General features: G+C 31.4%; 25 protein-coding genes, 1 tRNA gene and 1 pseudogene. 21 read left to right on the top strand and 6 right to left on the bottom strand.

Annotated elements, in window-relative coordinates; genetic code table 11:
* The first annotated feature begins 70 nt into the window (after nucleotides 1–70).
* From rpmF to HMPREF2953_RS11460, 5 genes are all read left to right on the top strand, one after another.
* Nucleotides 71–244, top strand: a complete 174-nt coding sequence (gene rpmF, locus HMPREF2953_RS04230; protein ID WP_001830121.1) for a 50S ribosomal protein L32 — start codon at nucleotides 71–73, stop codon at nucleotides 242–244.
* Between the two features lie 115 nt (nucleotides 245–359).
* Nucleotides 360–1100 (top strand): TrmH family RNA methyltransferase, encoded by a 741-nt coding sequence (locus HMPREF2953_RS04235; protein WP_002488712.1) that lies wholly within the window; start codon nucleotides 360–362, stop codon nucleotides 1098–1100.
* Between the two features lie 351 nt (nucleotides 1101–1451).
* A complete protein-coding gene (gene pheS / locus HMPREF2953_RS04240; protein ID WP_017175722.1) occupies nucleotides 1452–2510 on the top strand; it encodes a phenylalanine--tRNA ligase subunit alpha in 1059 nt (352 codons plus the stop codon).
* Nucleotides 2510–4912, top strand: a complete 2403-nt coding sequence (pheT, locus tag HMPREF2953_RS04245; RefSeq protein WP_070671970.1) for a phenylalanine--tRNA ligase subunit beta — start codon at nucleotides 2510–2512, stop codon at nucleotides 4910–4912. The genes pheS and pheT overlap by 1 nt, the downstream gene beginning before the upstream one ends.
* 300 nt (nucleotides 4913–5212) lie before the next feature.
* Complete coding sequence (locus tag HMPREF2953_RS11460; RefSeq protein ID WP_037554444.1) at nucleotides 5213–5353, top strand: hypothetical protein; 141 nt, start codon at nucleotides 5213–5215, stop codon at nucleotides 5351–5353.
* A 16-nt stretch (nucleotides 5354–5369) separates the two neighbouring features.
* On the opposite strand, the gene rnhC is transcribed toward HMPREF2953_RS11460, so the two are convergent.
* A complete protein-coding gene (gene rnhC, locus HMPREF2953_RS04250) occupies nucleotides 5370–6296 on the bottom strand; it encodes a ribonuclease HIII (protein ID WP_070671971.1) in 927 nt (308 codons plus the stop codon).
* A gap of 212 nt (nucleotides 6297–6508) precedes the next feature.
* Here rnhC and zapA point away from each other — a divergent pair, with 212 nt between their 5' ends.
* From zapA to HMPREF2953_RS04315, 13 genes are all read left to right on the top strand, one after another.
* Nucleotides 6509–6775 carry a cell division protein ZapA gene (gene zapA, locus HMPREF2953_RS04255; protein ID WP_002449984.1) on the top strand — a complete coding sequence of 89 codons (267 nt, stop codon included), beginning with the start codon at nucleotides 6509–6511 and terminating at the stop codon, nucleotides 6773–6775.
* Nucleotides 6776–7297: a CvpA family protein gene (locus tag HMPREF2953_RS04260; protein ID WP_070671972.1), complete on the top strand. Its 522-nt coding sequence runs from the start codon at nucleotides 6776–6778 to the stop codon at nucleotides 7295–7297.
* A gap of 72 nt (nucleotides 7298–7369) precedes the next feature.
* Nucleotides 7370–9082 (top strand): DNA polymerase/3'-5' exonuclease PolX, encoded by a 1713-nt coding sequence (gene polX, locus HMPREF2953_RS04265; protein ID WP_049335458.1) that lies wholly within the window; start codon nucleotides 7370–7372, stop codon nucleotides 9080–9082.
* Between the two features lie 9 nt (nucleotides 9083–9091).
* On the top strand, nucleotides 9092–11443 hold the full coding sequence (locus tag HMPREF2953_RS04270) for an endonuclease MutS2 (protein ID WP_070671974.1): 2352 nt from the start codon (nucleotides 9092–9094) through the stop codon (nucleotides 11441–11443).
* A 179-nt stretch (nucleotides 11444–11622) separates the two neighbouring features.
* Complete coding sequence (gene trxA / locus HMPREF2953_RS04275; RefSeq protein WP_002449989.1) at nucleotides 11623–11937, top strand: thioredoxin; 315 nt, start codon at nucleotides 11623–11625, stop codon at nucleotides 11935–11937.
* A gap of 96 nt (nucleotides 11938–12033) precedes the next feature.
* Nucleotides 12034–13818, top strand: a complete 1785-nt coding sequence (uvrC, locus tag HMPREF2953_RS04280) for an excinuclease ABC subunit UvrC (protein ID WP_070671976.1) — start codon at nucleotides 12034–12036, stop codon at nucleotides 13816–13818.
* A gap of 420 nt (nucleotides 13819–14238) precedes the next feature.
* A complete protein-coding gene (locus tag HMPREF2953_RS04285) occupies nucleotides 14239–14853 on the top strand; it encodes a succinate dehydrogenase cytochrome b558 subunit (RefSeq protein WP_049335463.1) in 615 nt (204 codons plus the stop codon).
* A gap of 80 nt (nucleotides 14854–14933) precedes the next feature.
* The gene (sdhA, locus tag HMPREF2953_RS04290; protein ID WP_070671978.1) at nucleotides 14934–16700 is read left to right on the top strand and encodes a succinate dehydrogenase flavoprotein subunit; all 1767 of its coding nucleotides are present in this window, start codon (nucleotides 14934–14936) and stop codon (nucleotides 16698–16700) included.
* Entirely contained in the window at nucleotides 16700–17557 is an 858-nt protein-coding gene (gene sdhB / locus HMPREF2953_RS04295) for a succinate dehydrogenase iron-sulfur subunit (RefSeq protein WP_037556106.1), read from the top strand. Before sdhA ends, sdhB begins: the two co-directional genes overlap by 1 nt.
* 175 nt (nucleotides 17558–17732) lie before the next feature.
* A complete protein-coding gene (racE, locus tag HMPREF2953_RS04300; RefSeq protein ID WP_002450014.1) occupies nucleotides 17733–18530 on the top strand; it encodes a glutamate racemase in 798 nt (265 codons plus the stop codon).
* A gap of 30 nt (nucleotides 18531–18560) precedes the next feature.
* Nucleotides 18561–19142: an XTP/dITP diphosphatase gene (locus tag HMPREF2953_RS04305; RefSeq protein WP_002449992.1), complete on the top strand. Its 582-nt coding sequence runs from the start codon at nucleotides 18561–18563 to the stop codon at nucleotides 19140–19142.
* Nucleotides 19143–19150: 8 nt separating this feature from the next.
* Nucleotides 19151–19663 (top strand): YfcE family phosphodiesterase, encoded by a 513-nt coding sequence (locus HMPREF2953_RS04310; protein WP_037556103.1) that lies wholly within the window; start codon nucleotides 19151–19153, stop codon nucleotides 19661–19663.
* A 222-nt stretch (nucleotides 19664–19885) separates the two neighbouring features.
* Nucleotides 19886–19959 (top strand) — tRNA-Arg (locus HMPREF2953_RS04315).
* A gap of 131 nt (nucleotides 19960–20090) precedes the next feature.
* Here HMPREF2953_RS04315 and HMPREF2953_RS04320 read toward each other — a convergent pair.
* From HMPREF2953_RS04320 to HMPREF2953_RS04335, 5 genes and pseudogenes are all read right to left on the bottom strand, one after another.
* A complete protein-coding gene (locus HMPREF2953_RS04320) occupies nucleotides 20091–21116 on the bottom strand; it encodes a tyrosine-type recombinase/integrase (RefSeq protein WP_070671980.1) in 1026 nt (341 codons plus the stop codon).
* A gap of 54 nt (nucleotides 21117–21170) precedes the next feature.
* On the bottom strand, nucleotides 21171–21332 hold the full coding sequence (locus tag HMPREF2953_RS11465) for a hypothetical protein (RefSeq protein WP_218086334.1): 162 nt from the start codon (nucleotides 21330–21332) through the stop codon (nucleotides 21171–21173).
* A gap of 18 nt (nucleotides 21333–21350) precedes the next feature.
* The gene (locus HMPREF2953_RS04325; RefSeq protein ID WP_256263313.1) at nucleotides 21351–21833 is read right to left on the bottom strand and encodes a hypothetical protein; all 483 of its coding nucleotides are present in this window, start codon (nucleotides 21831–21833) and stop codon (nucleotides 21351–21353) included.
* Between the two features lie 59 nt (nucleotides 21834–21892).
* Nucleotides 21893–22284 (bottom strand): annotated as a pseudogene (locus HMPREF2953_RS04330) (Ltp family lipoprotein); the annotation flags it as partial.
* Between the two features lie 250 nt (nucleotides 22285–22534).
* On the bottom strand, nucleotides 22535–23518 hold the full coding sequence (locus tag HMPREF2953_RS04335; protein ID WP_070671982.1) for a thermonuclease family protein: 984 nt from the start codon (nucleotides 23516–23518) through the stop codon (nucleotides 22535–22537).
* Between the two features lie 666 nt (nucleotides 23519–24184).
* Between HMPREF2953_RS04335 and HMPREF2953_RS04340 the strand changes: the two genes are divergently transcribed.
* The 3 genes from HMPREF2953_RS04340 to HMPREF2953_RS04350 form a co-directional block, all read left to right on the top strand.
* Nucleotides 24185–24319 carry a beta-class phenol-soluble modulin gene (locus HMPREF2953_RS04340; RefSeq protein WP_002449997.1) on the top strand — a complete coding sequence of 45 codons (135 nt, stop codon included), beginning with the start codon at nucleotides 24185–24187 and terminating at the stop codon, nucleotides 24317–24319.
* 40 nt (nucleotides 24320–24359) lie between these two features.
* Nucleotides 24360–24494 (top strand): beta-class phenol-soluble modulin, encoded by a 135-nt coding sequence (locus tag HMPREF2953_RS04345; protein ID WP_002488705.1) that lies wholly within the window; start codon nucleotides 24360–24362, stop codon nucleotides 24492–24494.
* 42 nt (nucleotides 24495–24536) lie between these two features.
* Nucleotides 24537–24618, top strand: an 82-nt coding sequence (locus HMPREF2953_RS04350; RefSeq protein WP_141752632.1) for a beta-class phenol-soluble modulin, incomplete at its 3' end; no start/stop codon positions are given.

Here is a 24618-nt window from a genome sequence, read left to right on the forward strand (position 1 = left end):
AATTTATAGTATAATAATTAAATGACCGAATACTTGAGATTATGTGTTTTAATATTAAGGAGGATATATCATGGCAGTACCAAAAAGAAGAACGTCTAAAACTAGAAAAAATAAACGTCGTACTCATTTCAAAATTTCAGTACCTGGTATGACTGAATGCCCAAACTGTGGCGAGTACAAATTATCTCACCGCGTATGTAAAAACTGTGGTTCTTACAATGGTGAAGAAGTCGTTTCTAAATAATTTATATCTATTTGAAAAAGGTGGAATACGAATTCATTATGAATTCTATCCCACTCTTTTTTTATATTATCTCAATTTATACCATTGCTATCAAAAATAATTTGGAGAGACTATTATGGAACAAATTACTTCAACACAAAATAATAAAATTAAATTAGCAAATAAACTTAAAAAGAAAAAAGAACGCGATAAAACAGGATTAGCTCTCATCGAAGGGATACATTTAATTGATGAAGCATTTAAAAGTAATATAATGATTAAACAATTATTTGTAATTGAGCCTGAAAGAACAGATTCTAGACTTTTAGAGTATGCAAAAGAAGCTTACGAAATTAATATGAAAGTGGCTGAATCATTATCAGGGACTATTACACCACAAGGTTTTTTTGCAGTTATTGAAAAACCTAAACATGATATCTCAAAAGCGAAACAAGTGTTATTACTTGATCGTATACAAGATCCTGGTAACTTAGGCACGTTAATTCGTACAGCAGATGCTGCGGGTATAGATATGGTTGTAATGGAAAAAGGTACAGCAGATGCATACCAAGACAAAGTAATGAGAGCAAGTCAAGGAAGTGTATTTCACATTCCTATTGTCACAACAGAATTAAATAAATTTATTGAACAATTTGATGGCCCAGTATATGGTACAGCCTTAGAAAATGCTGTGTCTTATAAAAACATCGAATCGCAAGACACATTTGCCTTATTACTTGGTAATGAAGGAGAAGGTGTTAATAAAGAATTATTAGCACATACCTCGCAAAATCTTATTATACCTATATACGGCAAAGCGGAAAGTTTAAACGTGGCGATTGCTGGAAGTATTTTGCTTTATCATTTGAAAGGTTGACCTTTTGATTTAAAATCGACTATACTTAATTGTATACAAAATTAAAATGATATGTTTATTAAAGATAAATATAAACCGATAAAAAGACGTAAACTAAATGATTAATTGCACAGGGAAAGTAAGCGTGACTGAAACTTACTTCAATTTACATTAGTTTTTTTCACCTTTTTGGTTACTTAAAGAAATTTAAGTCGGAGTGCATCTTCGTTAACAATGCTAACAAGTGTATGCTTAAGCATAAATTTGGGTGGTACCACGGAAGGCTTTCGTCCCAGTTATTTAGGGATGAAAGTCTTTTTTTAATTTAATAAAGCAAATTTTATGATAAATAGAAAGTATGAGGTGTAAGTCATGACTCAAAATGATTCAATGACAGAATTAAGACAACAAGCTTTAGTAGACATTAATGAAGCGCAAGATGAACGTGCTTTACAAGATGTCAAAGTAAAGTATCTAGGAAAAAAAGGCTCTGTAAGTGGTTTAATGAAAAATATGAAAGATTTACCAAATGAAGAAAAGCCAGCTTATGGACAAAAAGTAAATGAATTAAGACAAGCAATTCAAAATGAACTTGAAGAAAAACAAGAATTATTAAAAAATGAAAAGTTAAACCAACAACTTGCTGAGGAAACAATTGATGTTACATTACCTAGTCGTCAAATTAATATTGGCTCAAAACATCCATTAACTAGAACAGTTGAAGAAATTGAAGATTTATTCCTAGGATTAGGATATGAAATTGTTGACGGATACGAAGTAGAACAAGATTATTATAATTTTGAAGCTTTAAATCTTCCTAAATCACATCCAGCCCGAGATATGCAAGATAGTTTTTATATTACAGATGAGATTTTGATGCGTACGCACACGTCTCCAGTGCAAGCACGTACAATGGAAAAACGTCACGGTCAAGGACCAGTAAAAATTATTTGTCCTGGGAAAGTGTATCGACGAGATTCAGATGATGCTACACATAGTCATCAATTTACACAAATTGAAGGTTTAGTAGTAGATAAACATATTAAAATGAGTGATTTGAAAGGAACGTTAGAGTTAGTAGCTAAAAAATTATTTGGGGCTGATCGTGAGATTCGATTACGACCAAGTTATTTCCCATTCACAGAGCCATCAGTGGAAGTAGATGTCTCTTGTTTCAAATGTAAAGGTAAAGGATGTAATGTATGTAAACATACTGGATGGATTGAAATCTTAGGTGCAGGTATGGTACATCCTAATGTTCTAGAAATGGCCGGTTTTGATTCAAATGAATATTCTGGCTTTGCATTTGGTATGGGGCCAGATCGTATAGCAATGTTAAAATACGGAATCGAAGACATTCGTCATTTCTATACAAATGATGTGAGATTCCTTAATCAATTTAAAGCTGTAGAAGATAGAGGTGAAGCATAATGTTGATTTCAAATGAATGGTTAAAAGATTACGTAGATGCTGGTGTACCTGCTAAAGACTTAGCTGAGCGTATTACACGTACAGGTATTGAAGTAGCAGATATTATAGATTACTCAAAAGATATTAAAAATTTAGTAGTAGGATATGTAACATCTAAAGAAAAACATCCAGATGCAGATAAATTGAATATCTGTCAAGTTGATATAGGTGAAGAAGAACTGGTTCAAATTGTTTGTGGAGCACCTAATGTTGATGAAAATCAATATGTGATTGTAGCTAAAGTAGGTGGACGTTTACCTGGAGGGATTAAAATAAAACGTGCCAAATTACGCGGAGAACGTTCGGAAGGTATGATTTGTTCCTTACAAGAAATTGGTGTCTCAAGTAATGTTGTACCAAAAGATTATGAAAATGGAATTTTCGTATTTCCTAATGAAGTGACACCAGGAACTGATGCACTAGACGCATTATATCTTAATGATCAAATTATGGAATTTGATTTAACACCTAACCGTGCAGACGCTTTAAGTATGGTGGGAACTGCATATGAAGTTGCAGCGTTATATCAAGCTGAAATAACTAAACCAAACACAACGCTTAACGAAACTGAAACTTCCGCAACAGATGAGTTATCAGTGACAGTTGATAACCCTGAAAAAGTCCCTTATTACAGTGCAAGAGTTGTTAAAAATGTGAGAATTGCACCATCACCTATTTGGATGCAAGCACGTTTAATTAAAGCTGGTATCCGTCCAATTAATAATGTAGTTGATATTTCTAACTATGTATTACTCGAATATGGTCAACCACTTCATATGTTTGATCAAGATCATATGGGTTCTAAAGATATTGTTGTACGTCAAGCGAATGAAAATGAAACAATGATAACATTAGACGATACTGAAAGAACTCTTATTGATACAGATATCGTTATTACAAATGGTAAAGAACCTATTGCATTAGCTGGTGTTATGGGTGGAGATTTTTCAGAAGTGACTGATCAAACAATGAATGTCGTAGTAGAAGGTGCGATTTTTGACCCTGTATCTATTCGTCACACATCACGTCGTTTGAATTTACGTAGTGAGTCTTCAAGTCGCTTTGAAAAAGGTATTGCAACAGAATTTGTCAATGAAGCAGTCGATAGAGCTTGTTATTTACTTGAACATTATGCTTCTAGCGAAGTATTAAAAGATAGAGTGGCACAAGGGGATTTAGGTTCACTTGTTACGCCAATTGATATTACTGCCGAAAAAGTAAATCAAACAATTGGTTTTAATTTATCAAATGATGAGATTAAAGCTATTTTCGAACAATTAGGATTTAAAACGATTCAAAATGCCGATACTTTAACAGTATATGTACCTTCACGTCGTAAAGATATTTCAATTAAGGAAGATTTAATTGAAGAAATAGCAAGAATATACGGTTATGATAATATTCCTTCAACTTTACCAGTGTTCGATGATGTAACTAGTGGAAAATTGACAGATCGTCAATATAAAACGCGTACAGTAAAAGAAACACTCGAAGGTGCAGGATTAAATCAAGCCATCACATATTCACTTGTGTCTAAAGACCATGCCAAAGATTTTGCATTACAAGAACGTTCTACAATTAGTCTACTTATGCCAATGAGTGAAGCGCATTCTACATTACGTCAAAGCTTATTACCACATTTAATCGAAGCAACAGCTTATAACGTAGCACGTAAAAATAAAAATGTAAGATTATATGAAATTGGACGTGTGTTCTTTGGTAACGGCAAAGATGAATTACCGGATGAAATAGAATATTTAAGTGGTATTCTAACTGGAGAATATGTAGTTAATACTTGGCAAGGTAAAAAAGAAGAGATTGATTTCTTTATTGCTAAAGGTGTAGTCAATCGAATTGCTGAAAAATTAAATTTAGATTTCACTTATAAAGCTGGCGAAATTAAAGGCCTTCATCCAGGCAGAACTGCGATTGTTTCATTAGAAGGTAAAGAGATAGGATTTGTAGGAGAATTACATCCTCAATTAGCAGCTGAAAATGATCTTAAACGCACATATGTATTTGAATTAGATTATGATGCAATGATGCAAGTAGCTGTAGGTTACATTAATTATGAACCAATTCCAAAATTCCCTGGTGTGTCAAGAGATATCGCTATGGAAGTAAGCCGTGACATGCCTTCATCAGAATTATTAGATATTATTCATGAGAATGGTGAAGACATTCTAAAAAATACACTTGTATTTGATGTGTATGAAGGTGAACACTTGGAAGAAGGTAAAAAATCAGTAGCCATTCGTTTAAATTATTTAGATACTGAAAATACACTTACAGATGAACGTGTTTCTAAAGTGCATGATAAAATTTTAGAAGCATTAAAAGCTAAAGGCGCTACAATTCGATAATAAAATAACGAAGAGATTGGGACATATATCCTAAAAAATAGCCAGTAAATGAGTTTATTATAAAGTCATTTACTGGTTTCATTATTTACAATGCTTTGTATAGTTGACTCTCTTTATTAGGGGACAGATCTAGTCTGTAGTCTTTAACGTATCGTATTCCCTCAAGAGTCGAGTCTCGCTAAAATCCTTTTTATATACAGTTTTACATTGAAATACTTTTAAAAAATAAGGTCCTTTCGTATAATTTAATAAACTTCACTAAACTAAATTAACGAGGTACCTTATATATAAAGTTCTAGCATGACTCAACTTACTTTATCGATAGAAACTTCAGCACTTGTTCCCACAAATGATGTGTCACGATATGTAAATAATAGTGTTGAAACAATTCTCGATACTGAATTTGATGAATTCAGACATCGTCGTAGTGCTATCTTATAGCATTCTAAAATGTTCTTTATTGATACTTTTTATTAACCAATGTCCATGCTTTATCACGATTTTTAAAATGTTTTTTTGAAATAGAATCTAACTTACTAATATTATATTTTTCAATAATTTGAGCAGCAATTAAATCTACTTTATGACTCGCGCCTTTCGGAATATCAAAATGCATCATTTTTGATATTGAATTCATGTGCTTAATAAAAGCATAGCGAGAAATGATACTTGCTGCTGCAATAGCAAGTGATTTAGATTCTCCCTTTGTTTCAAATTTTGTTTGATTTGGAAAAGGTAAGTCGCTTAGAGCATAACGCTTGTAGACGTTACGTTCTGCAAATTGGTCAATGACAATGTAGTCTAATGCTTTAGTATCTATCTTGTTAGTTACATTTTTTATCGCTTCATTATGAAGGACTGCTTTCATTTTTACTTGAGACCAACCTAGTGCTTGTCTTTCATTATATTTAGTATTGTTTAATATAAGTAATGAATGAGGAATAAAGGTAATCAGTTGTTCTGCAAGTTCTATAATTTTAGTGTCTGTTAATTTTTTCGAATCATCTACGCCTAGCGTTCTTAAAATATCTATATGCTCTTTAGATACATAAGCAGCACAAACCGTTAATGGACCAAAATAATCGCCACTTCCTGCTTCATCACTACCAATACAATTATAATCATCATATGTTATATTATGGAAACCATCTGCCTTTGAAGATTTTGAATTAGTTCCAGAATCAGTAGTACAAAATTGACGAGCTATATGTTCAGCACGTTTTCCTTGAAACATAACTTTACCAGAATTGTAAATACTAATGACAGTGTCATGATATTTGGTTCTTGCTTTCATCCCATTAGGTAAATTGGATGTACTAAAGTTAATTTGGTTCATCAGTTGCTCAATATCTTGATTAGTTAATTTATGTACTACATTTCCCATAACTTGTTTAAACCTCTCTTTTAAAATTCTAATAGATATACTTTAACATAATGAAGATAAGAACGTAGGTTTAGTGGTATAAATCAATAGTATTTAAATCTATAATTACAAATAAGAGACACTCATGTATAATAATAATAATCTACTTATTCACTCAACAAAACATTAGTCAAAGAAATTTAAAATATTATCAAAAGTCAGGAGTTAATACAATGGTAGAATTTAAAAATCGTATTAATGTATCGATCAATGATCAAAATTTTACGATTATCGGTGACGATGATCCTGAACACATACGTTATGTAGCACATTTAGTAGATGAACAGCTAAGATTATTAGGACGTAAATCAGCAGGATTAGATACAACAAGAAAAGCAATTTTAACTGCAGTGAATATCATGGACGAAAAAGTGAAATTGGAAGAAGAAAACGAAATATTAAAACAAATGATTTATGAATTAAAACATCAGGATAGCTAAATGACTATAGATTTAGTAATGATACTTATTATTTTGATGTATATGATAATTGGTTTTAGAAGAGGCCTTTGGCTGAATAGTCTTCATTTGTCGTCTACACTTGTCTCACTATTCATTGCGCATCGTTTTTACCAATATATATCAAAACAAATGATTGTTTTTGTTCCATTTCCTAAAACAGTTGCTTTTGACACGCACTTCGCATTTCAATACCATGATGTACAAAAACGTTTTGATACTATTGTGGCATTTTTATGTATTGCTTTTATAAGTAAGTTGCTTTTATATCTTATTATTGTAACTTTTGATAATATAGTGTCATATCATAATATTCATGTTACAAGTCGAATATTGGGAAGCGTATTAGGTAGTATTGCAAGTGTGATTGTACTGCAACTTGTTTTATATTTAGTATCTTTATATCCTAATGAATGGATTCAAGAAAGTTTAAAACACGGTTATTTAAGCCATATTATTCTATTTAAGATGCCGTTTTTATCATCTTATATACTAAATTTATAAATAAAAAAGATAAAAGGTCAGGACTAGGTGATGGATATAAACCTCCTGGTCTCTTTTTATGGAGTGAATGTAATGACAAAGAAAGATGTAATTCAACTACTAGAAAAAATTGCTATATATATGGAATTGAATGGAGAAAATACGTTTAAAGTGTCTGCTTATCGCAAAGCAGCACAAAGTCTTGAAATAGATGAACGCTCTTTAGATGAAATAAAAGATGTTACTGAATTAAAAGGAATTGGAAAAGGGGTAGGAGAGGTCATTAGCGAATATCGAGAAACTGGGACCTCATCAACTTTAAAAGAATTGCAACGTTTAGTTCCTGAAGGATTAATTTCTTTAATGAAAATTCAAGGTTTAGGTAGTAAAAAAATTGCAAAGTTATATAAAGAGTTAAATATTACAGATAAAGAAAGTCTTCAAGAAGCTTGTGAAGCGGGAAAAGTTAGTGAATTAAGTGGATTTGCTAAAAAAACAGAACAAAACATACTTGAAGCAGTAAAAGCACTAGGAGCTAAAAAAGATCATTATCCTATTGATTTGATGCGACATTTAAATAAAGATATTATGACTTATCTAGAACAATTAGAAGAAGTTGAACATTATTCTGAAGCAGGTAGTTTCCGTCGTTATAAAGAAGTAAGTAAAGATTTAGACTATATTATTAGTACACGACACCCTCTTCATGTACAACAACAACTTTTAAATATTCCAAATAAAGTGAAAGAAGTCGCAGTTGGAGAAACGAAAGTGTCGCTTGAATTGGAATATGATGATGAAACAATTGGTGTAGATTTTAGACTTGTTGAACCAGAAGCCTTTTATCATACCTTACAGCACTTTACAGGTTCCAAAGATCATAACATTCGCATTAGACAACTTGCTAAAGCACAAAATGAAAAAGTAAGTGAGTATGGTATCGAACAACAAGATGGAACGTTACTCCAATTCCAAAGTGAAGCTGAAATTTACCAACACTTCGGTAGACATTGGATTGCTCCGGCAATACGTGAAGATGGCAGCGAGTTTGATCGTGATTTAAACTCAATCATTACATTAGATGATATTAAAGGTGATCTTCATATGCATACAACGTATAGTGACGGCGCTTTCTCTATACGAGAAATGATTGAAGCAAACATTAAAAAAGGCTATGAATACATGGTCATTACGGATCATTCAAAGAGTTTAAAAGTTGCTCATGGATTACAAGTTGAACGACTATTACGTCAAAATGAAGAAATAAAAAATTTGAATGAAGAATACACAGAAATAGATATTTACTCAGGTACAGAAATGGATATTTTACCTGATGGATCATTAGATTATGAGGATGATATACTATCGCAACTTGACTATGTTATTGCAGCTATTCATCAAGGTTTCAATCAATCTGAAGAAGAGATTATGAAGCGCCTAGAACATGCATGTCGTAATCCTTATGTTAGACATATTGCCCATCCAACTGGTCGTATTATTGAGCGACGTGAAGGGTATCAACCTAATATAGAACAGTTGATGCAACTTGCCGAAGAAACACAAACGGTAATGGAAATTAATGCTAACCCAAAACGATTAGATTTAAATGCTGCCACTGTTAAAAAATATCCAAATATTAAATTAACAATTAATACAGATGCCCATCATGTGGATCATCTTGATTTTATGAAATATGGCGTAGCTACTGCGCAAAAAGGATTTGTAAATAAAGATAGAGTAATTAATACAATGACGCGTGACGCTTTTAAAAACTTTATTAATAATAATATTAAATTACAGAAATAGAGGGATTGTATGAGACAAAAAACATTAGACGTCTTAGAGTTTGATAAAATCAAATCATTTGTAGCTTCTGAAACGATAAGTGATTTAGGACGTGAAAAAGTGTCTAAAATGTCTCCAGCAACTGATTTTGAAACTGTAGAATTTCAAATGAATGAGACAGATGAAATATCACAAATTTATAATAAACATCGTTTACCTAGTTTAAGTGGTTTATCAAAAGTATCACCATTAATTCACCGTGCTAAAATTGGTGGTGTGCTTAATGTTACCGAATTAAATGTAATTAAGCGGTTGATACAAGTACAAAATCAATTTAAAACATTTTATAATCAACTGCTTGAAGAAGATGAAGGCGTCGTAAAGTATCCAATTTTAAATGAAAGAATGAATCAACTACCTGTACTTACTGATTTATATCAAGAAATAAATGAAAAATGTGATGCTTATGATTTATATGATAATGCAAGTTATGAATTGCAAGGTATTCGAAGCAAAATATCAAGTACGACTCAACGTATTAGACAAAATTTAGATCGTATTGTTAAAAGTCAAGCTAATCAAAAGAAACTTTCAGATGCCATTATTACAGTGCGAAATGATCGCAATGTGATACCAGTAAAAGCAGAATATCGACAAGATTTTAAAGGGATTGTGCATGATCAATCAGCTTCTGGACAAACCCTTTATATTGAGCCCTCTTCCATTGTTGAAATGAATAATCAAATTAGTCGATTAAGAAATGATGAAGCAGTAGAACGTGAACGTATATTAACAGAATTAACAGGTTTAGTAGCTGCTGATGATAATAATTGTTTAGTGGCAGAGTCAGTTATGGGTCAAATTGATTTCTTAACAGCTAAAGCGCGTTATGCACGATCAATTAAAGGGACAAAACCTACTTTTTATAAGGAAAGAACGGTTTATTTACCTAATGCTTATCATCCTTTATTGAATAAAGATACAGTCGTAGCAAATACAATTGAATTTATTGATGATATTGAAACGGTTATTATTACGGGACCTAACACAGGTGGTAAAACTGTCACTTTAAAAACGTTGGGACTTATCATTGTGATGGCTCAATCCGGGTTACTCATTCCTACATTAGATGGCAGTCAATTGAGTGTATTTGAAAACGTATACTGTGATATAGGTGATGAACAATCGATTGAACAATCACTATCTACGTTTTCATCACATATGAAAAATATTGTAGAAATTTTAAAAGAAACAGATAAAAATAGTCTTGTTTTATTTGATGAATTAGGTGCTGGAACCGATCCAAGTGAAGGTGCTGCCTTAGCTATGAGTATTCTCGATCATGTGAGAGGTATTGGTTCGCTAGTTATGGCAACGACACATTATCCAGAGCTTAAAGCTTATAGTTATAATCGGGAAGGCGTTATGAATGCGAGTGTTGAGTTTGATGTGAATACGTTAAGCCCGACTTACAAATTATTAATGGGTGTTCCTGGACGTTCCAATGCCTTTGATATTTCCAAAAAATTAGGGTTAGGATTAAACATCATTAATAAAGCTAAAACAATGATTGGTACAGACGAACAAGAAATTAATTCAATGATAGAGTCATTAGAGAAAAATTCTAAACGTGTGGATGAACAACGTATTGAGCTTGAAAAATTATTAAGAGAAGCACGAACAACGCATGATGATTTGGAACGTCAGTATCAACAATATAAAAATTATGAACAAAAATTAATGGATGAAGCTAAAGATAAAGCAAATCAACGCATTAAATCAGCTACAAAAGAAGCAGATGACATTCTAAAAGATTTAAGAGAAATGCGAGATAAAAAAGGAGCCGACGTTAAAGAACACGAACTAATTGATAAGAAAAAACATTTAGAAGATCAATATGAAGCTAAATCCTTAAAACAAAATGTAAAAAAACAAAAATGGGATGATATTCATGTTGGCGATGAAGTTAAAGTATTATCTTATGGACAAAAAGGCGAAGTATTAGAATTAAGCGGAGAAAATGAAGCTGTAGTTCAAATGGGTATTATCAAAATGAAATTACCTATTGAAGATTTAGAAAAAACGAAAAAGAAAAAAGAAAAACCAACTAAAATGGTGACACGCCAAAATCGTCAAACTATTAAAACAGAATTAGACTTAAGAGGCTATCGTTATGAAGAAGCGGTTGGAGCTTTAGATCAATATATTGACCAAGCTGTATTAAGTAACTATGAACAGGTTTATATTATTCATGGTAAAGGTACAGGTGCACTTCAAAAAGCAGTTCAAAATCATTTAAAAAAACATAAAAGTGTTCAATCTTTTCGTGGTGGAATGCCAAGTGAAGGCGGATTTGGTGTTACAGTAGCAGAACTTAAATAATATAAAACTAGAATGTTGATTTTTTTAAATTTGACGTACAATAAAGCAAGGGTTTAATCTTAACACAAGTTTATGACAAGATTAATAAATAGTGATAAAGATGAGCAAGAGCAATGCAGATATATGGAAAGTCTGTTATAATTTGCTCATCATTTAATATTTAAGGAGGATTGGCAATTATGGCAATCGTAAAAGTTACAGATTCAAATTTTGATGAAAACATTCAATCAGGTGTTAAATTAGTAGATTTTTGGGCAACTTGGTGTGGACCTTGTAAAATGATCGCCCCTGTGTTAGAAGAATTAGCTGGAGACTATGATGGTAAAGCAGACATCTTAAAATTAGATGTAGATGAAAATCCATCTACTGCTGCTAAATATGAAGTAATGAGCATCCCAACTTTAATCGTATTTAAAGATGGAGAAGCAGTAGATAAAGTAGTAGGTTTCCAACCTAAAGAAAACTTAGCAGAAGTTTTAGATAAACATCTATAATATTTAGTACAATTATAAAAGAATGGGGCATTACATGTTATGTAATCGCTCCGTCTTTTTTATGTGAACGTCAAGTTAATGGAAAGGAGGAGACGGATGACCGACTACGAAGAAAAAATTAGAGATAAATTAAGTGTCGTCCCATTTGAACCAGGCTGTTATTTAATGAAAGATCGAAATGACCAAATTATTTATGTAGGTAAAGCAAAACGATTACGAAATCGACTACGTTCTTATTTTACTGGTGCACATGATGCAAAAACTACACGTCTTGTTAGTGAAATTCGCAACTTCGAATTTATTGTAACTTCAAGTGAGACAGAATCATTATTACTTGAGTTGAATTTGATTAAACAATATCAACCTCGCTACAATATTTTATTAAAAGATGATAAAAGTTATCCTTTTATAAAGATTACTAAAGAAAAACATCCACGTTTACTTGTGACTCGTACTGTAAAAAAAGGTACAGGAAAATATTTCGGACCTTATCCTAATGCATATTCAGCACAGGAAACTAAAAAATTATTAGATCGTATTTATCCTTTTAGAAAATGTGATAATATGCCTGATAAATTGTGTCTATATTATCATATCGGTCAGTGTATGGGACCATGTGTGTATGATGTAGATCAACAAAAATATGCACAAATGACGCGTGAAATTACTGACTTTTTAAATGGAGAAGATAAAACAATTCTTCATAATCTTGAAACACGCATGCTAGATGCTAGTGAGAAGTTAGATTTTGAACGTGCTAAAGAATATAGAGATTTAATTCAACATATTCATAATTTAACTAAAAAACAAAAAATTATGTCTTCAGATAATACAATTAGAGATGTTTTTGGATATAGCGTTTCTAAAGGTTGGATGTGTATTCAAGTATTCTTTATTAGACAAGGAAATATGATTCAACGTGATGCAACAATGATTCCTCTACAACAAACAGAAGAAGAAGAATTTTATACATTCATTGGACAATTCTATAGCTTAAATCAACATATTTTACCTAAAGAAGTACATGTACCGAAAAATTTAGATAAAGATATCATTCACTCTGTAGTTGATACAAGAATTGTTCAACCTGCGCGTGGAACAAAGAAAGAAATGGTTGATTTAGCTAATCATAATGCTGAAGTTGCACTAGAAAATAAATTTCAATTAATCGCTAAAGACGAATCTAGAACGATAAAAGCTATTGAAGAACTTGGTGAAAGAATGGGCATTCAAACACCGATAAGAATTGAAGCATTTGATAACTCAAATATCCAAGGTGTTGATCCTGTTTCGGCAATGGTAACATTTGTGGATGGTAAACCGGATAAAAAAGGATATCGTAAATACAAAATTAAGACTGTGAAAGGTCCTGATGATTATAAGTCGATGAGAGAAGTTGTACGCCGTCGTTATACGCGTGTACTTAATGAAGGTCTTCCATTACCAGATCTTATTATCGTTGATGGTGGTAAAGGACATATGTCTGGTGTCATAGATGTACTAGAAAATGAACTAGGTTTAGACATTCCTGTTGCTGGATTAAGAAAAAATGATAAACACCAAACATCTGAATTATTGTACGGTGCAAATGCTGAGGTTGTACCTCTAAAGAAAAATAGTCAAGCCTTTTATTTGCTCCATAGAATCCAAGATGAAGTACATCGTTTTGCGATAACATTCCATCGTCAAACCCGACAAAAAACTGGATTACAATCTGTTCTTGATACAGTAGAGGGTATAGGAAGTAAACGAAAAACAAAATTATTAAGAACATTTGGTTCCATTAAAAAAATGAAAGAAGCTAGTATAGAAGATTTAAAAGCTGCAGGATTACCTAAAAGGGTAGCTGAAAATCTACAATACGCTTTAAAAGAAGATTAATTTAAAAAAAGGGGTATGACTTTGAATTTCATACCCCATACATATAGAAAGAATGTTACAATATAGTTAACAAAAAGCTTATTTTTTTAAGAAAGTATGGAAGCGTTTTCTAAGTGAGAAATATTATCATTTTATAGTAGTTACACGATTATCATGTAATACTTGTATATCTCATTTATTCATCTTGTTTTTAATTATATTTACTTTTTTAAGTCATACTTGTAGTTATGAAAAATAATAATACTCAATCTAATAAAAAGTAGATGTTTGATTTGTTTAATTTTCAGAAAATTTACAATCATTATAACTATTATATTTTTATACATACAAGTACTAAATAAAATAGTAAATGCGTTTATAGTACTATCTTAAAAAGAAGCTATTTAAATTTATTATGTTTTATAACAGGGGGGACTTCTTTTGGCTAAGTCTAAAAATGAATTTTATCTTAGACGTCTTCATTCACTACTAGGGATTATTCCGATTGGTGCGTTTTTAATTGTTCATTTAATGATTAACCACCAAGCGACTCAAGGAGCTGAGGCTTTTAATAAGGCTGCAGGCTTTATGGAATCTTTACCATTTTTATTAGTAGCTGAACTTATTTTGATTTACATTCCAATTTTATATCATGGATTATATGGTATTCATATTGCTTTTACTGCTAAAGAAAATATCGGCCATTATTCATTATTTAGAAACTGGATGTTTGCGTTACAAAGGTTAACAGGAATTATTGCTTTCGTATTCATCTTTGTACACCTATGGCAAACACGTTTACAAAAACTTTTCTTTGGTAAAGAAATCAGTTATGACATGATGCATCAAACGTTACAAAATCCAATTTGGGTTATCGTGTACATTATTTGTGTTATTGCTGTCATTTTCCATTTTTCTAATGGTATTTGGTCATTCTTAGTAACATGGGGATTTTTACAATCTAAAAAATCACAACGTATTTTCACATGGGTTTCATTAATTATTTTCTTAATTCTGTCATACATAGGTGTGACTGCAATTTTAGCTTTTGCATAAAAAATGAAAGTAATAAAAGCATAGTTATAAAAAGAATTAATAGGTTAGTTTCAGATATATTTTAGGGGAGTGACAATTCTATGGCAGAGAAAAAAATTATTGTTGTCGGAGGTGGCCTCGCGGGGCTGATGTCAACAATTAAAGCTGCAGAACAAGGTGCACATGTGGACTTATTCTCAATTGTACCTGTTAAACGTTCGCACTCTGTATGTGCCCAAGGTGGTATTAATGGTGCGGTAAATACTAAAGGTGAAGGAGATTCACCATGGATTCATTTTGACGATACAGTATACGGGGGAGATTTTTTAGCGAACCAACCACCAGTCAAAGCAATGACTGAAGCTGCACCAAAAATTATCCATTTATTAGATCGTATGGGCGTTATGTTTAATAGAACAAATGAAGGATTGTTAGACTTTAGACGTTTCGGAGGTACACTTCATCATAGAACAGCATATGCTGGTGCAACTACAGGACAACAATTACTTTACGCTTTAGATGAACAAGTTCGTTCTTTTGAAGTTGATGGTTTAGTTACTAAGTATGAAGGATGGGAATTTTTAGGATTAGTTAAAGATAATGAAAATGCAGCAAGGGGTATTGTTGCTCAAAATTTAACTACTTCTGAAATTAAATCTTTCGGTTCTGATGCTGTTATTATGGCTTCAGGTGGTCCGGGTATTATTTTTGGTAAAACAACGAATTCAATGATTAATACTGGATCAGCTGCATCTATCGTGTATCAACAAGGCGCTAAATATGCAAATGGAGAATTTATTCAAATACATCCTACGGCAATTCCTGGTGATGATAAATTACGTTTAATGAGTGAATCAGCACGTGGTGAAGGTGGTCGAATTTGGACTTATAAAGATGGAAAACCATGGTACTTCTTAGAAGAAAAGTATCCTGATTATGGTAACTTAGTACCACGTGATATTGCAACACGTGAAATCTTTGATGTATGTATCAATCAAAAATTAGGTATTAATGGTGAAAATATGGTGTATCTTGATTTATCTCATAAAGATCCACATGAATTAGATGTTAAATTAGGTGGTATTATTGAGATTTATGAAAAATTCACTGGTGATGATCCACGTAAAGTACCTATGAAAATATTCCCAGCAGTACATTATTCAATGGGTGGATTATATGTAGATTATGATCAAATGACAACTATTAAAGGGTTATTTGCTGCAGGAGAATGTGATTTCTCTCAACATGGCGGTAACCGTTTAGGTGCTAACTCGTTATTATCAGCGATTTACGGCGGTACAGTAGCAGGTCCAAATGCAATTAAATACGTTGAAAATATCGAAACATCATATACTGAGTTAGATGACAGTATTTACCAAAATCGTGTAGATGAAGAACAAAAACGTTTCGACGAATTACTTAATATGCGTGGTACTGAAAATGCTTATAAACTTCACCGTGAATTAGGCGAAATTATGACAGCAAACGTTACAGTAGTACGTGAAAATGACAAATTATTAGAAACGGATAAAAAAATTGTTGAGTTAATGGAACGTTATCAAAATATTGATATGGAAGATACACAAACTTGGAGTAACCAAGCTGTATTCTTTACACGTCAATTATGGAACATGTTGCAACTAGCACGTGTCATAACAATTGGTGCGTATAACCGAAATGAATCTCGGGGAGCACATTATAAACCAGAATTCCCAGATCGTAATGACGATGAATGGTTAAAAACAACTTTAGCTGAATATCAAAGTGAATATGAAGCACCTAAATTCACATATGAACCTGTCGATATCAGTTTAATCCCACCACGTAAACGTGACTATACTAGTAAATCTAAAGGAGGTAAAAAATGATGGCTAACAATCAATCAGTAAAAGACACTCCAGAAGAATTACGTCATACAGATGAACAACATAATCAAGAAACAACACATAAAAAAGAAAAACACACGCAAAAAACAGTTAAATTGATTATTAAACGTCAAGATAATCAAGAAGCAAAAGCGTATGAAGAAACATTTGAAATTCCTTATAAAGAGAATTTAAACGTGATTGCTTGTTTAATGGAAATAAGACGCAACCCTGTTAATAGTAAAGGAGAAAAAACAACGCCAGTAGTATGGGATATGAACTGCTTAGAAGAAGTATGTGGTGCTTGTTCAATGGTTATTAATGGTCGTGCACGTCAAGCCTGCTCAGCCATTGTTGATCAATTAGAACAGCCGATTCGTTTGGAACCTATGAGTACATTCCCAGTCATTCGTGATTTACAGGTTGATCGTACAAGAATGTTTGATAACTTAAAACGTATGAAGGCTTGGATTCCAATTGATGGTACTTATGATTTAGGCCCAGGTCCACGTATTCCAGAAAAGAAACGTCAAACAGCATATGAATTATCAAAATGTATGACATGTGGTGTATGTTTAGAAGTGTGTCCTAATGTAACACGTAATAATAAATTTATTGGTGCGCAAGCTATTTCACAAGTACGTTTATTTGATCTACATCCAACTGGTTCAATGACTAAAGATGAACGACTGAATGCTTTAATGGGTGAAGGTGGTTTACAAGAATGTGGTAACTCTCAAAACTGTGTTAATGCATGTCCAAAAGGTATCCCATTAACAACGTCAATTGCAGCAATGAACCGTGAAACATCGTTCCATATGTTTAAATCATTCTTTGGTTCTGATCATCAAGTAAATTAAATATGACATATTTGCCAGCAAAGTAAAAACTTTGCTGGTTTTTATTAATAGGGAATTCAATACGTATATAAATGTTTATTTAGTAAAATGAAAATGAGCAAAAATATCAATTAATGAATGATTAGGTTTGTCTATGGTAAAATAAACGTATTATGTATTATAAGGATGAATGTAAATGAATAAACCCATTGGTGTCATAGACTCTGGAGTGGGAGGACTAACTGTAGCTAAAGAAATTATGCGACAACTTCCTAATGAGACAATATATTATTTAGGCGATATCGCAAGGTGTCCATACGGTCCAAGACCTGGAGAAGAAGTAAAAACTTTTACGACGCAACTTGCTAATAAACTGATGGAATTTGATATAAAAATGTTAGTCATTGCTTGTAATACTGCAACTGCAGTGGCGTTAGAACATTTACAGCAGTTATTACCAATTCCAGTTATTGGAGTCATTGAACCTGGTGCTAGAACCGCTATTATGACTACAAAAAATCAAAAAGTTTTAATTTTAGGTACTGAGGGCACGATTAAATCAGAAGCTTACCGCCATCATATTAAAAGAATAAACCCAAATGTCGAAGTATATGGGGTAGCATGTCCAGGTTTCGTACCCCTCGTTGAACAAATGCGTTATGATGACCCTACAATAACTAGTATTGTAATACATCAGACTTTAAAACATTGGCGTAACACAGATGCCGATACTGTTATTTTAGGCTGTACGCATTATCCATTATTATATAAACCTATTAATGATTATTTTGGTGGAAATAAAAAAGTTATTTCTTCTGGGCTTGAAACTGCACGTGAAGTAAGTGCATTACTTACGTTTAGTAATGAACATGCAAGCTATACGCAACATCCAAAACATCGATTTTTTGCAACAGGTGATACGGTTCATATTAAACATATCATTTCTCAATGGTTAAAATTAGATGTAGAAGTTGAACGTATAAAAGTAGATTAAATTTAAAACAGAATTGAAAGGAAGATTTAAGTGGCAGACATTGTTATAGCTTCTAACAACAAAGGTAAAATAAATGATTTTAAAACTATTTTTCCAAATGATAATGTTATTGGCATTTCAGAAATTATAAAAGACTTTGATGTTGAAGAAACAGGTACTACCTTTGAAGAAAATGCACGATTAAAATCTGAAGCGGCAGCTAAAGCACTCAATAAAAGAGTGATTGCCGATGATAGTGGTTTAGAAGTATATGCTCTAAATGGTGAGCCTGGTGTATATTCTGCACGTTATGCTGGTCTTGAGAAAAATGATGAGTCAAATATTGATAAAGTACTTAAAAAGTTAGAAGGTAAGACAAATAGAAAGGCACAATTTGTATGTGTGATTAGTATGAGTGCGCCAAATGAACCAACACATATATTCAAAGGAACTGTATCTGGAGAAATTACAACAGAACGTAAAGGTGATTATGGATTCGGGTATGATCCTATTTTTTATCTTCCAGAAAAAAACAAAACAATGGCTGAATTAACTACAGAAGAAAAAAGCGATGTGAGTCATCGTGGAAATGCAATTAAAGCTTTAAATGAATATTTGGAGCGTGAAAAATAATGTCTAAAATGTCTAAATGGTTAATTGTAAGTGATAATCATACAGAATCTGGAATTCTGTATGAATTATACGACTATCATAAAGACGCAGATATATGCTTACATTTAGGAGATTCTGAATTTAAATATAACGATACTGAATTGAGCTTGTATCAACGTGTAAAAGGTAATTGTGACTTTTATCCTGAATTTCCAAATGAAGACATTATTGAAAAGAACAGTGTTAAAGCATTATACACCCACGGTCATCTTTATGGTGTAAATCAAACGCGTATGCGTTTGGCTGAAAAAGCACAATCTCTTGGTTGTCAATTTGCGTTTTATGGGCATACACATATAGCTAAATATGAAAAATTAGGAGACGTCCATATTATAAATCCCGGTAGTATTTCACAATCGCGTAGTAATATAGAAGAAACGTACGCAGAACTACTTATAGAGGATGAAAGCAAAAAAGCTACGCTGAATTTTAGAAATAGAGATCATCAAGTCATTCAATCAATAGAATTTGAAATTAATTAACTATTAAAGGGCTAGGACTACAATGCAAGATAGTCTAGTCCTATCTAATTTCAAGTTTGGTACCAAACATTTAGCTATTTAGTTTAACTAAATAGCAACGAAAAAAGTATGTGATTAGTTGCAATTATACGTAATTAGTGGAAAATATAAACTTTTTTTATATTAAAGCTATTGCTAAATAAAACTTCTTTAGATATAATAATACTTGTGTTAAAAAATAATGTCCTGGTAGCTCAGCTGGATAGAGCAATGGCCTTCTAAGCCATCGGTCGGGGGTTCGAATCCCTCCCAGGACGCTAATAGCTTTTAATTAAGCACATTTTTATTTTAAGAACGCTGTAATGACGGCGTTCTTTTTATTTTGCCTATTAATTAAACATCATAGTCTATTAATTTTTAGGGACTTTTTAGGGACCCGAGTCCCCAACTACATTGCATTGATTATTTCTACTGCTTTTTGATTTTCTTCTTTATATTGTTCTTCCAATAAATGTGAATATACATCCGTTGTAACTGAAATATTTTTATGGCCTAATCTTTTTGAAATGTAATAAATAGAAATACCTTTTGCTAAAAGATAAGAACAATGTGTATGTCTTAACGCATGAGAAGTTATTTCTTTTATTCCTAGATCATTACAATATGCTTTTAATCTTTTATTAACTGCATTAATAGTTAAATTACCAAAAACACTACCGTCAATCGTTGCTGGTAACTTTGAAACAGATTGTATGATGAATTTCATATCATCTTTGCTTACTTCTACATATCTAGGAGATGAGTCAGTTTTGTGTTCATCTATATATATTTCATTTTTAACTTGATTAAGGTACTCTCTCTTTAAATTTAACGCACCACTAACACGACAACCCGTGCAAATCATAATATATAAAACTAACGAAGATGCATTATCTTTAGTTTTTAGATATTGTTTTAATTTCTCGTAATCTTCAAGGTTAATAAATTTACTATCTTCACTTTTGTTAGGGTTGCTTGCTTTATAATTCACTTTGAATGTAGGGTTTTTAGTTATTAAACCTTCATAAACTGCATCATCTAATGACGTTCTAATATAACCGTTTAATTTTCTGATTGATTCTTTAGAATGAGATTTAGAGAAATCATTTATAAAATTTTGATAGTGATACCTAGAAATATCTTTTAAAGGCTTTTTACCGATGCTATGTTCACTTATATGTTTTATAGCTGAAGCATATGATTTGTATGTTCTAGGACTTACAGTGGATAGTTTGAACGTTTCACACCACGTTTTAAAATATTCGCTCAATGTTAAGTTAGGTTGGTAGTCGATACCATTTTTTAATTCACTCATTCTTTCTAGTCCAGCAGCATCAGCTTCTCTTTTTGTTCTAAACCCTTTTTTACGATACCTTTTACCCTCATATTTAAATTCATATTGCCATTTTTTACCGTCATAACAACGTGTTTTCATATAATCACCTCAAAAAAGTAAAAAATAATAAGGGTAGGTGGACTACCCTAGTTATTAATTTCCATATTTATCTTGATAATAGTCTAAAGCGTCAAGTATTTGTTGACCATCATTACCATCATATTCTCCTTGTTCGATTTGATATTGAAGTTGTTTCTCACCTGAGGATAATCCATCACCAGTGTTATTTCTCCACTCTTGGTCTGGCATATTCATGTAAGGATTATTTGGATCTTAATTAGTATTTGAATCATTAGATTGAGAGTTATCAGATTGTTCGTTTACATCTTCTGGATCAATCAAACCATAATCTGTTCCTCCAGGAATATTTTCTTTATCCCATTCATATATTTCTTCTTTTGTAGGTTCATGATTATCAGATTGTTGCTGACCGTTATTAGCTTGTTGTGTTTGCTGTTGCTTTTGAGTTGCAGTTTCTTGTGTTTGTTGTTGAGATTGAACTTGTTCACTTGTAGCAGTTTCTTGTGTGTTTTGTTCTTCAGTAGAATTATCTTCTTGTGTAGATTGGTTATCTTCATTTTCTTGAAATTTCTTTTCTTCTTTAGACTTTTTACCCTCTTTGGATTTATTATCTTCTGATTTCTTTTCGGTTTTACTTTCCGACTTAGTATCAGAATTTTTGTTAGATGTGTCATCGTTACCACACGCACCTAAGATTAAAGCACTACTAAAAATTAAAACTAAAAACTTTTTCATGTATGTTTCTCCTTATTTATAAATTAAGGGTAGACAAGCTACCCCATAAATTAATCGTCTAAATGATCCACTGCATATTGTGCTTCTTCTTCTATAAACTTATCGCCAGAACTAGAAATTAATTGATTATAAATTACATCTTTAGACATATGCATTCCATCTGCGTAGTTTTTAGCTGAATTTAATGCTGCAGTTTGTTCTTTAAAAGCATTTTTATCTTCTTTGATTTCTGAACTATCTTCATTCATTTGTTTATCTACTTCGTTGACAAAGACTCCAGTACATGATGTAAGACCTATAATTAATAATATTAATAAAACTAAACAACCACCACAGCCCCAAAGCCAACCTTTTTACGTTTTTTCTTTTTCTTTTCTTCTTACTGTTTTTGATATTTCTGAAATTGTCTAAACTGTCTTTCTTCTTGTTCGTTATTAAATTTTTCTTCCATGATTTTTCTCCTATATGTAGATTAACCCTTTATATTCATTCATATTCTAAAGTGAATCGTCCACTTATTTATAGCACCGCCACCTTTAATATGTAATATTCATATATCTTTATATTCAAATACTCGGAATGACTCAAATTGAATAACATAATTAGCGTAACTAGTTTCAATAACCAAATTTATATACACTACAATTTCCTATAATGATTATTTTATATTGAGAATTATCTTACTAAAAAATATAGAAAGATTAATTAACTTCACATGCGTAATTATCCCCATCTCTATCAAATTTTGATGTATAGGCAGGGTGATTGGCAGGAACACCATTAGGGTGAACTTTTCTTAATGTAGTGCAATTAGGGAAAGTTTCAACGTTGCTAGTTGATTGTTCAGTATCGTTAGATTGACTATCATTTGGTAAAGAGTTATCGACTTGATTTTCAATAGCGTTGTTTTCATTGTTGTTAGATGTATTCATTTCTTTATTATCCTCTTTAAATGCTGAATCTAGACTCCATATACCAATTTTTTCAGCTTTTGCTTGTTCTTGAGATGATTCTAGAGTTTCTAAATATCTTGTATTAGGTGGATAAACATAAGCGATTTTTGCTAAACCTTCTTTGACTAAAATATTATTTAACATTTCCCCATCAACATATATATATGCTAATTTTCGATTATATTTATCTTCTTTTTGACCAATGTCAAACTCTATTTCTATATTTTTAGCATTATTTAATAATTCAGCTGTTCTATCAGATGCTTCTTGACCAAATGGTTGCTTACCAATTCTTGGATGTTTAGTTTCAGGTGTATCTATAAGTAAAAATCTAAATGTTTCGGTTTTTCCTTTATAGATAAACTTTGCAGTATCACCATCAACAGTAGAACTTAATTTTACAGGTATCTTATTCGTTGTACCTATGTCGGATTCATCATTATCTTTATCTTTTTCTTCAGATTTTTCAATACTATTATTTTGTGATACAGATTGTTCATTCTCATTATATTTTTTCTTACTTTCTTTTGAAGTATTATTTTTATTTGTATCTTCAGTTTTTTTAGACTTATTTTTTTCTTCACTTATTTTATCTGTATTATCGTTGTTATTATCATCTGAAAATATAGCAGAACAGCCACCAATCAATAATAAAATTAAAAAGATGATACCAAAACAGCCTAGGCAGCTTAAACAGCCATTAGTTTCTTTTTTATTTTGATTTACTTCCATTATGAGTACTCCTCAATTAGTTAAATTATTAAAATGACATTACTATTAAGTTATGTGTTTTAGTATTCATTAAACACTATTATTAGGAATAAAAGTTTATTAATTATAGATTTTGAATATCAGAAGGTAGATATTTATTTGTTGAATAAGTAAATAAATGATCATGTTAAAATGGTAAATAAAATATATAAGTTAAATTAATTATATTTAACATTTAAAAAAGAATATATAAATATACGTTTTAACTTTTATTGTTTGCTTTTTCTTAATTCAATTGATGCATCCTCATATTCATATTTTACGTAATAATTACTTTTAACAGCACCATCTTATCACCATTTAATTAAATTATTAGAATAAATATAATAAAAATATATACTTTTGGATTATATCATATATTTATATATTAAATATTTTTAAATATTTAATTTTGATAATCTAAAAAACTTTGACGAAATAGACATATTTGAATTCCTAACTGTAAATATGAATTTTTAAATTATACAGTTTTGATGATTTAAGTATAAGTTACGGAAAATGTCACAAGTATCTAAATAAACCCTTTATAGTAAAGATAACAAAACGATAGTTAAACAAAACGAAGCAAGCAATACAGTAACCTATCGTTTTAGAATTTTACCAATTAATTTCTAAGGAGTGTATGAAATGGAAGGTTTATTTAACGCAATTAAAGATACAGTAACTGCAGGTATTAATGGTGATTGGACAAAATTAGGTACAAGTATTGTTAGTATCGTAGAAAACGGTGTAGGTTTAGTGAGTAAATATTTAGGCTTCTAATTTAAAGATAATTATAAATAGTACAAAGGAGATAACAAACATGGATAAATTATTCGACGCAATCAAAAATACAGTAGACGCAGGAATTAACCAAGATTGGACAAAATTAGGTACAAGCATTGTTGACATCGTATCAAGTGGCGTAAGCATTCTAGGTAAATACTTAGGATTCTAATGTAATAATATTTAAAAATAAAAAAAGAATGGAGAAATTCAAATGACTAAATTAGTAGAAGCAATTAAAAATACAGTAGACGCAGCACAAAACCAAGATTGGACAAAATTAGGTACAAGCATTG

This window comes from Staphylococcus sp. HMSC072E01 (assembly GCF_001814125.1).
In the GTDB taxonomy this organism is placed as follows: Bacteria; Bacillota; Bacilli; order Staphylococcales; family Staphylococcaceae; genus Staphylococcus; species Staphylococcus hominis.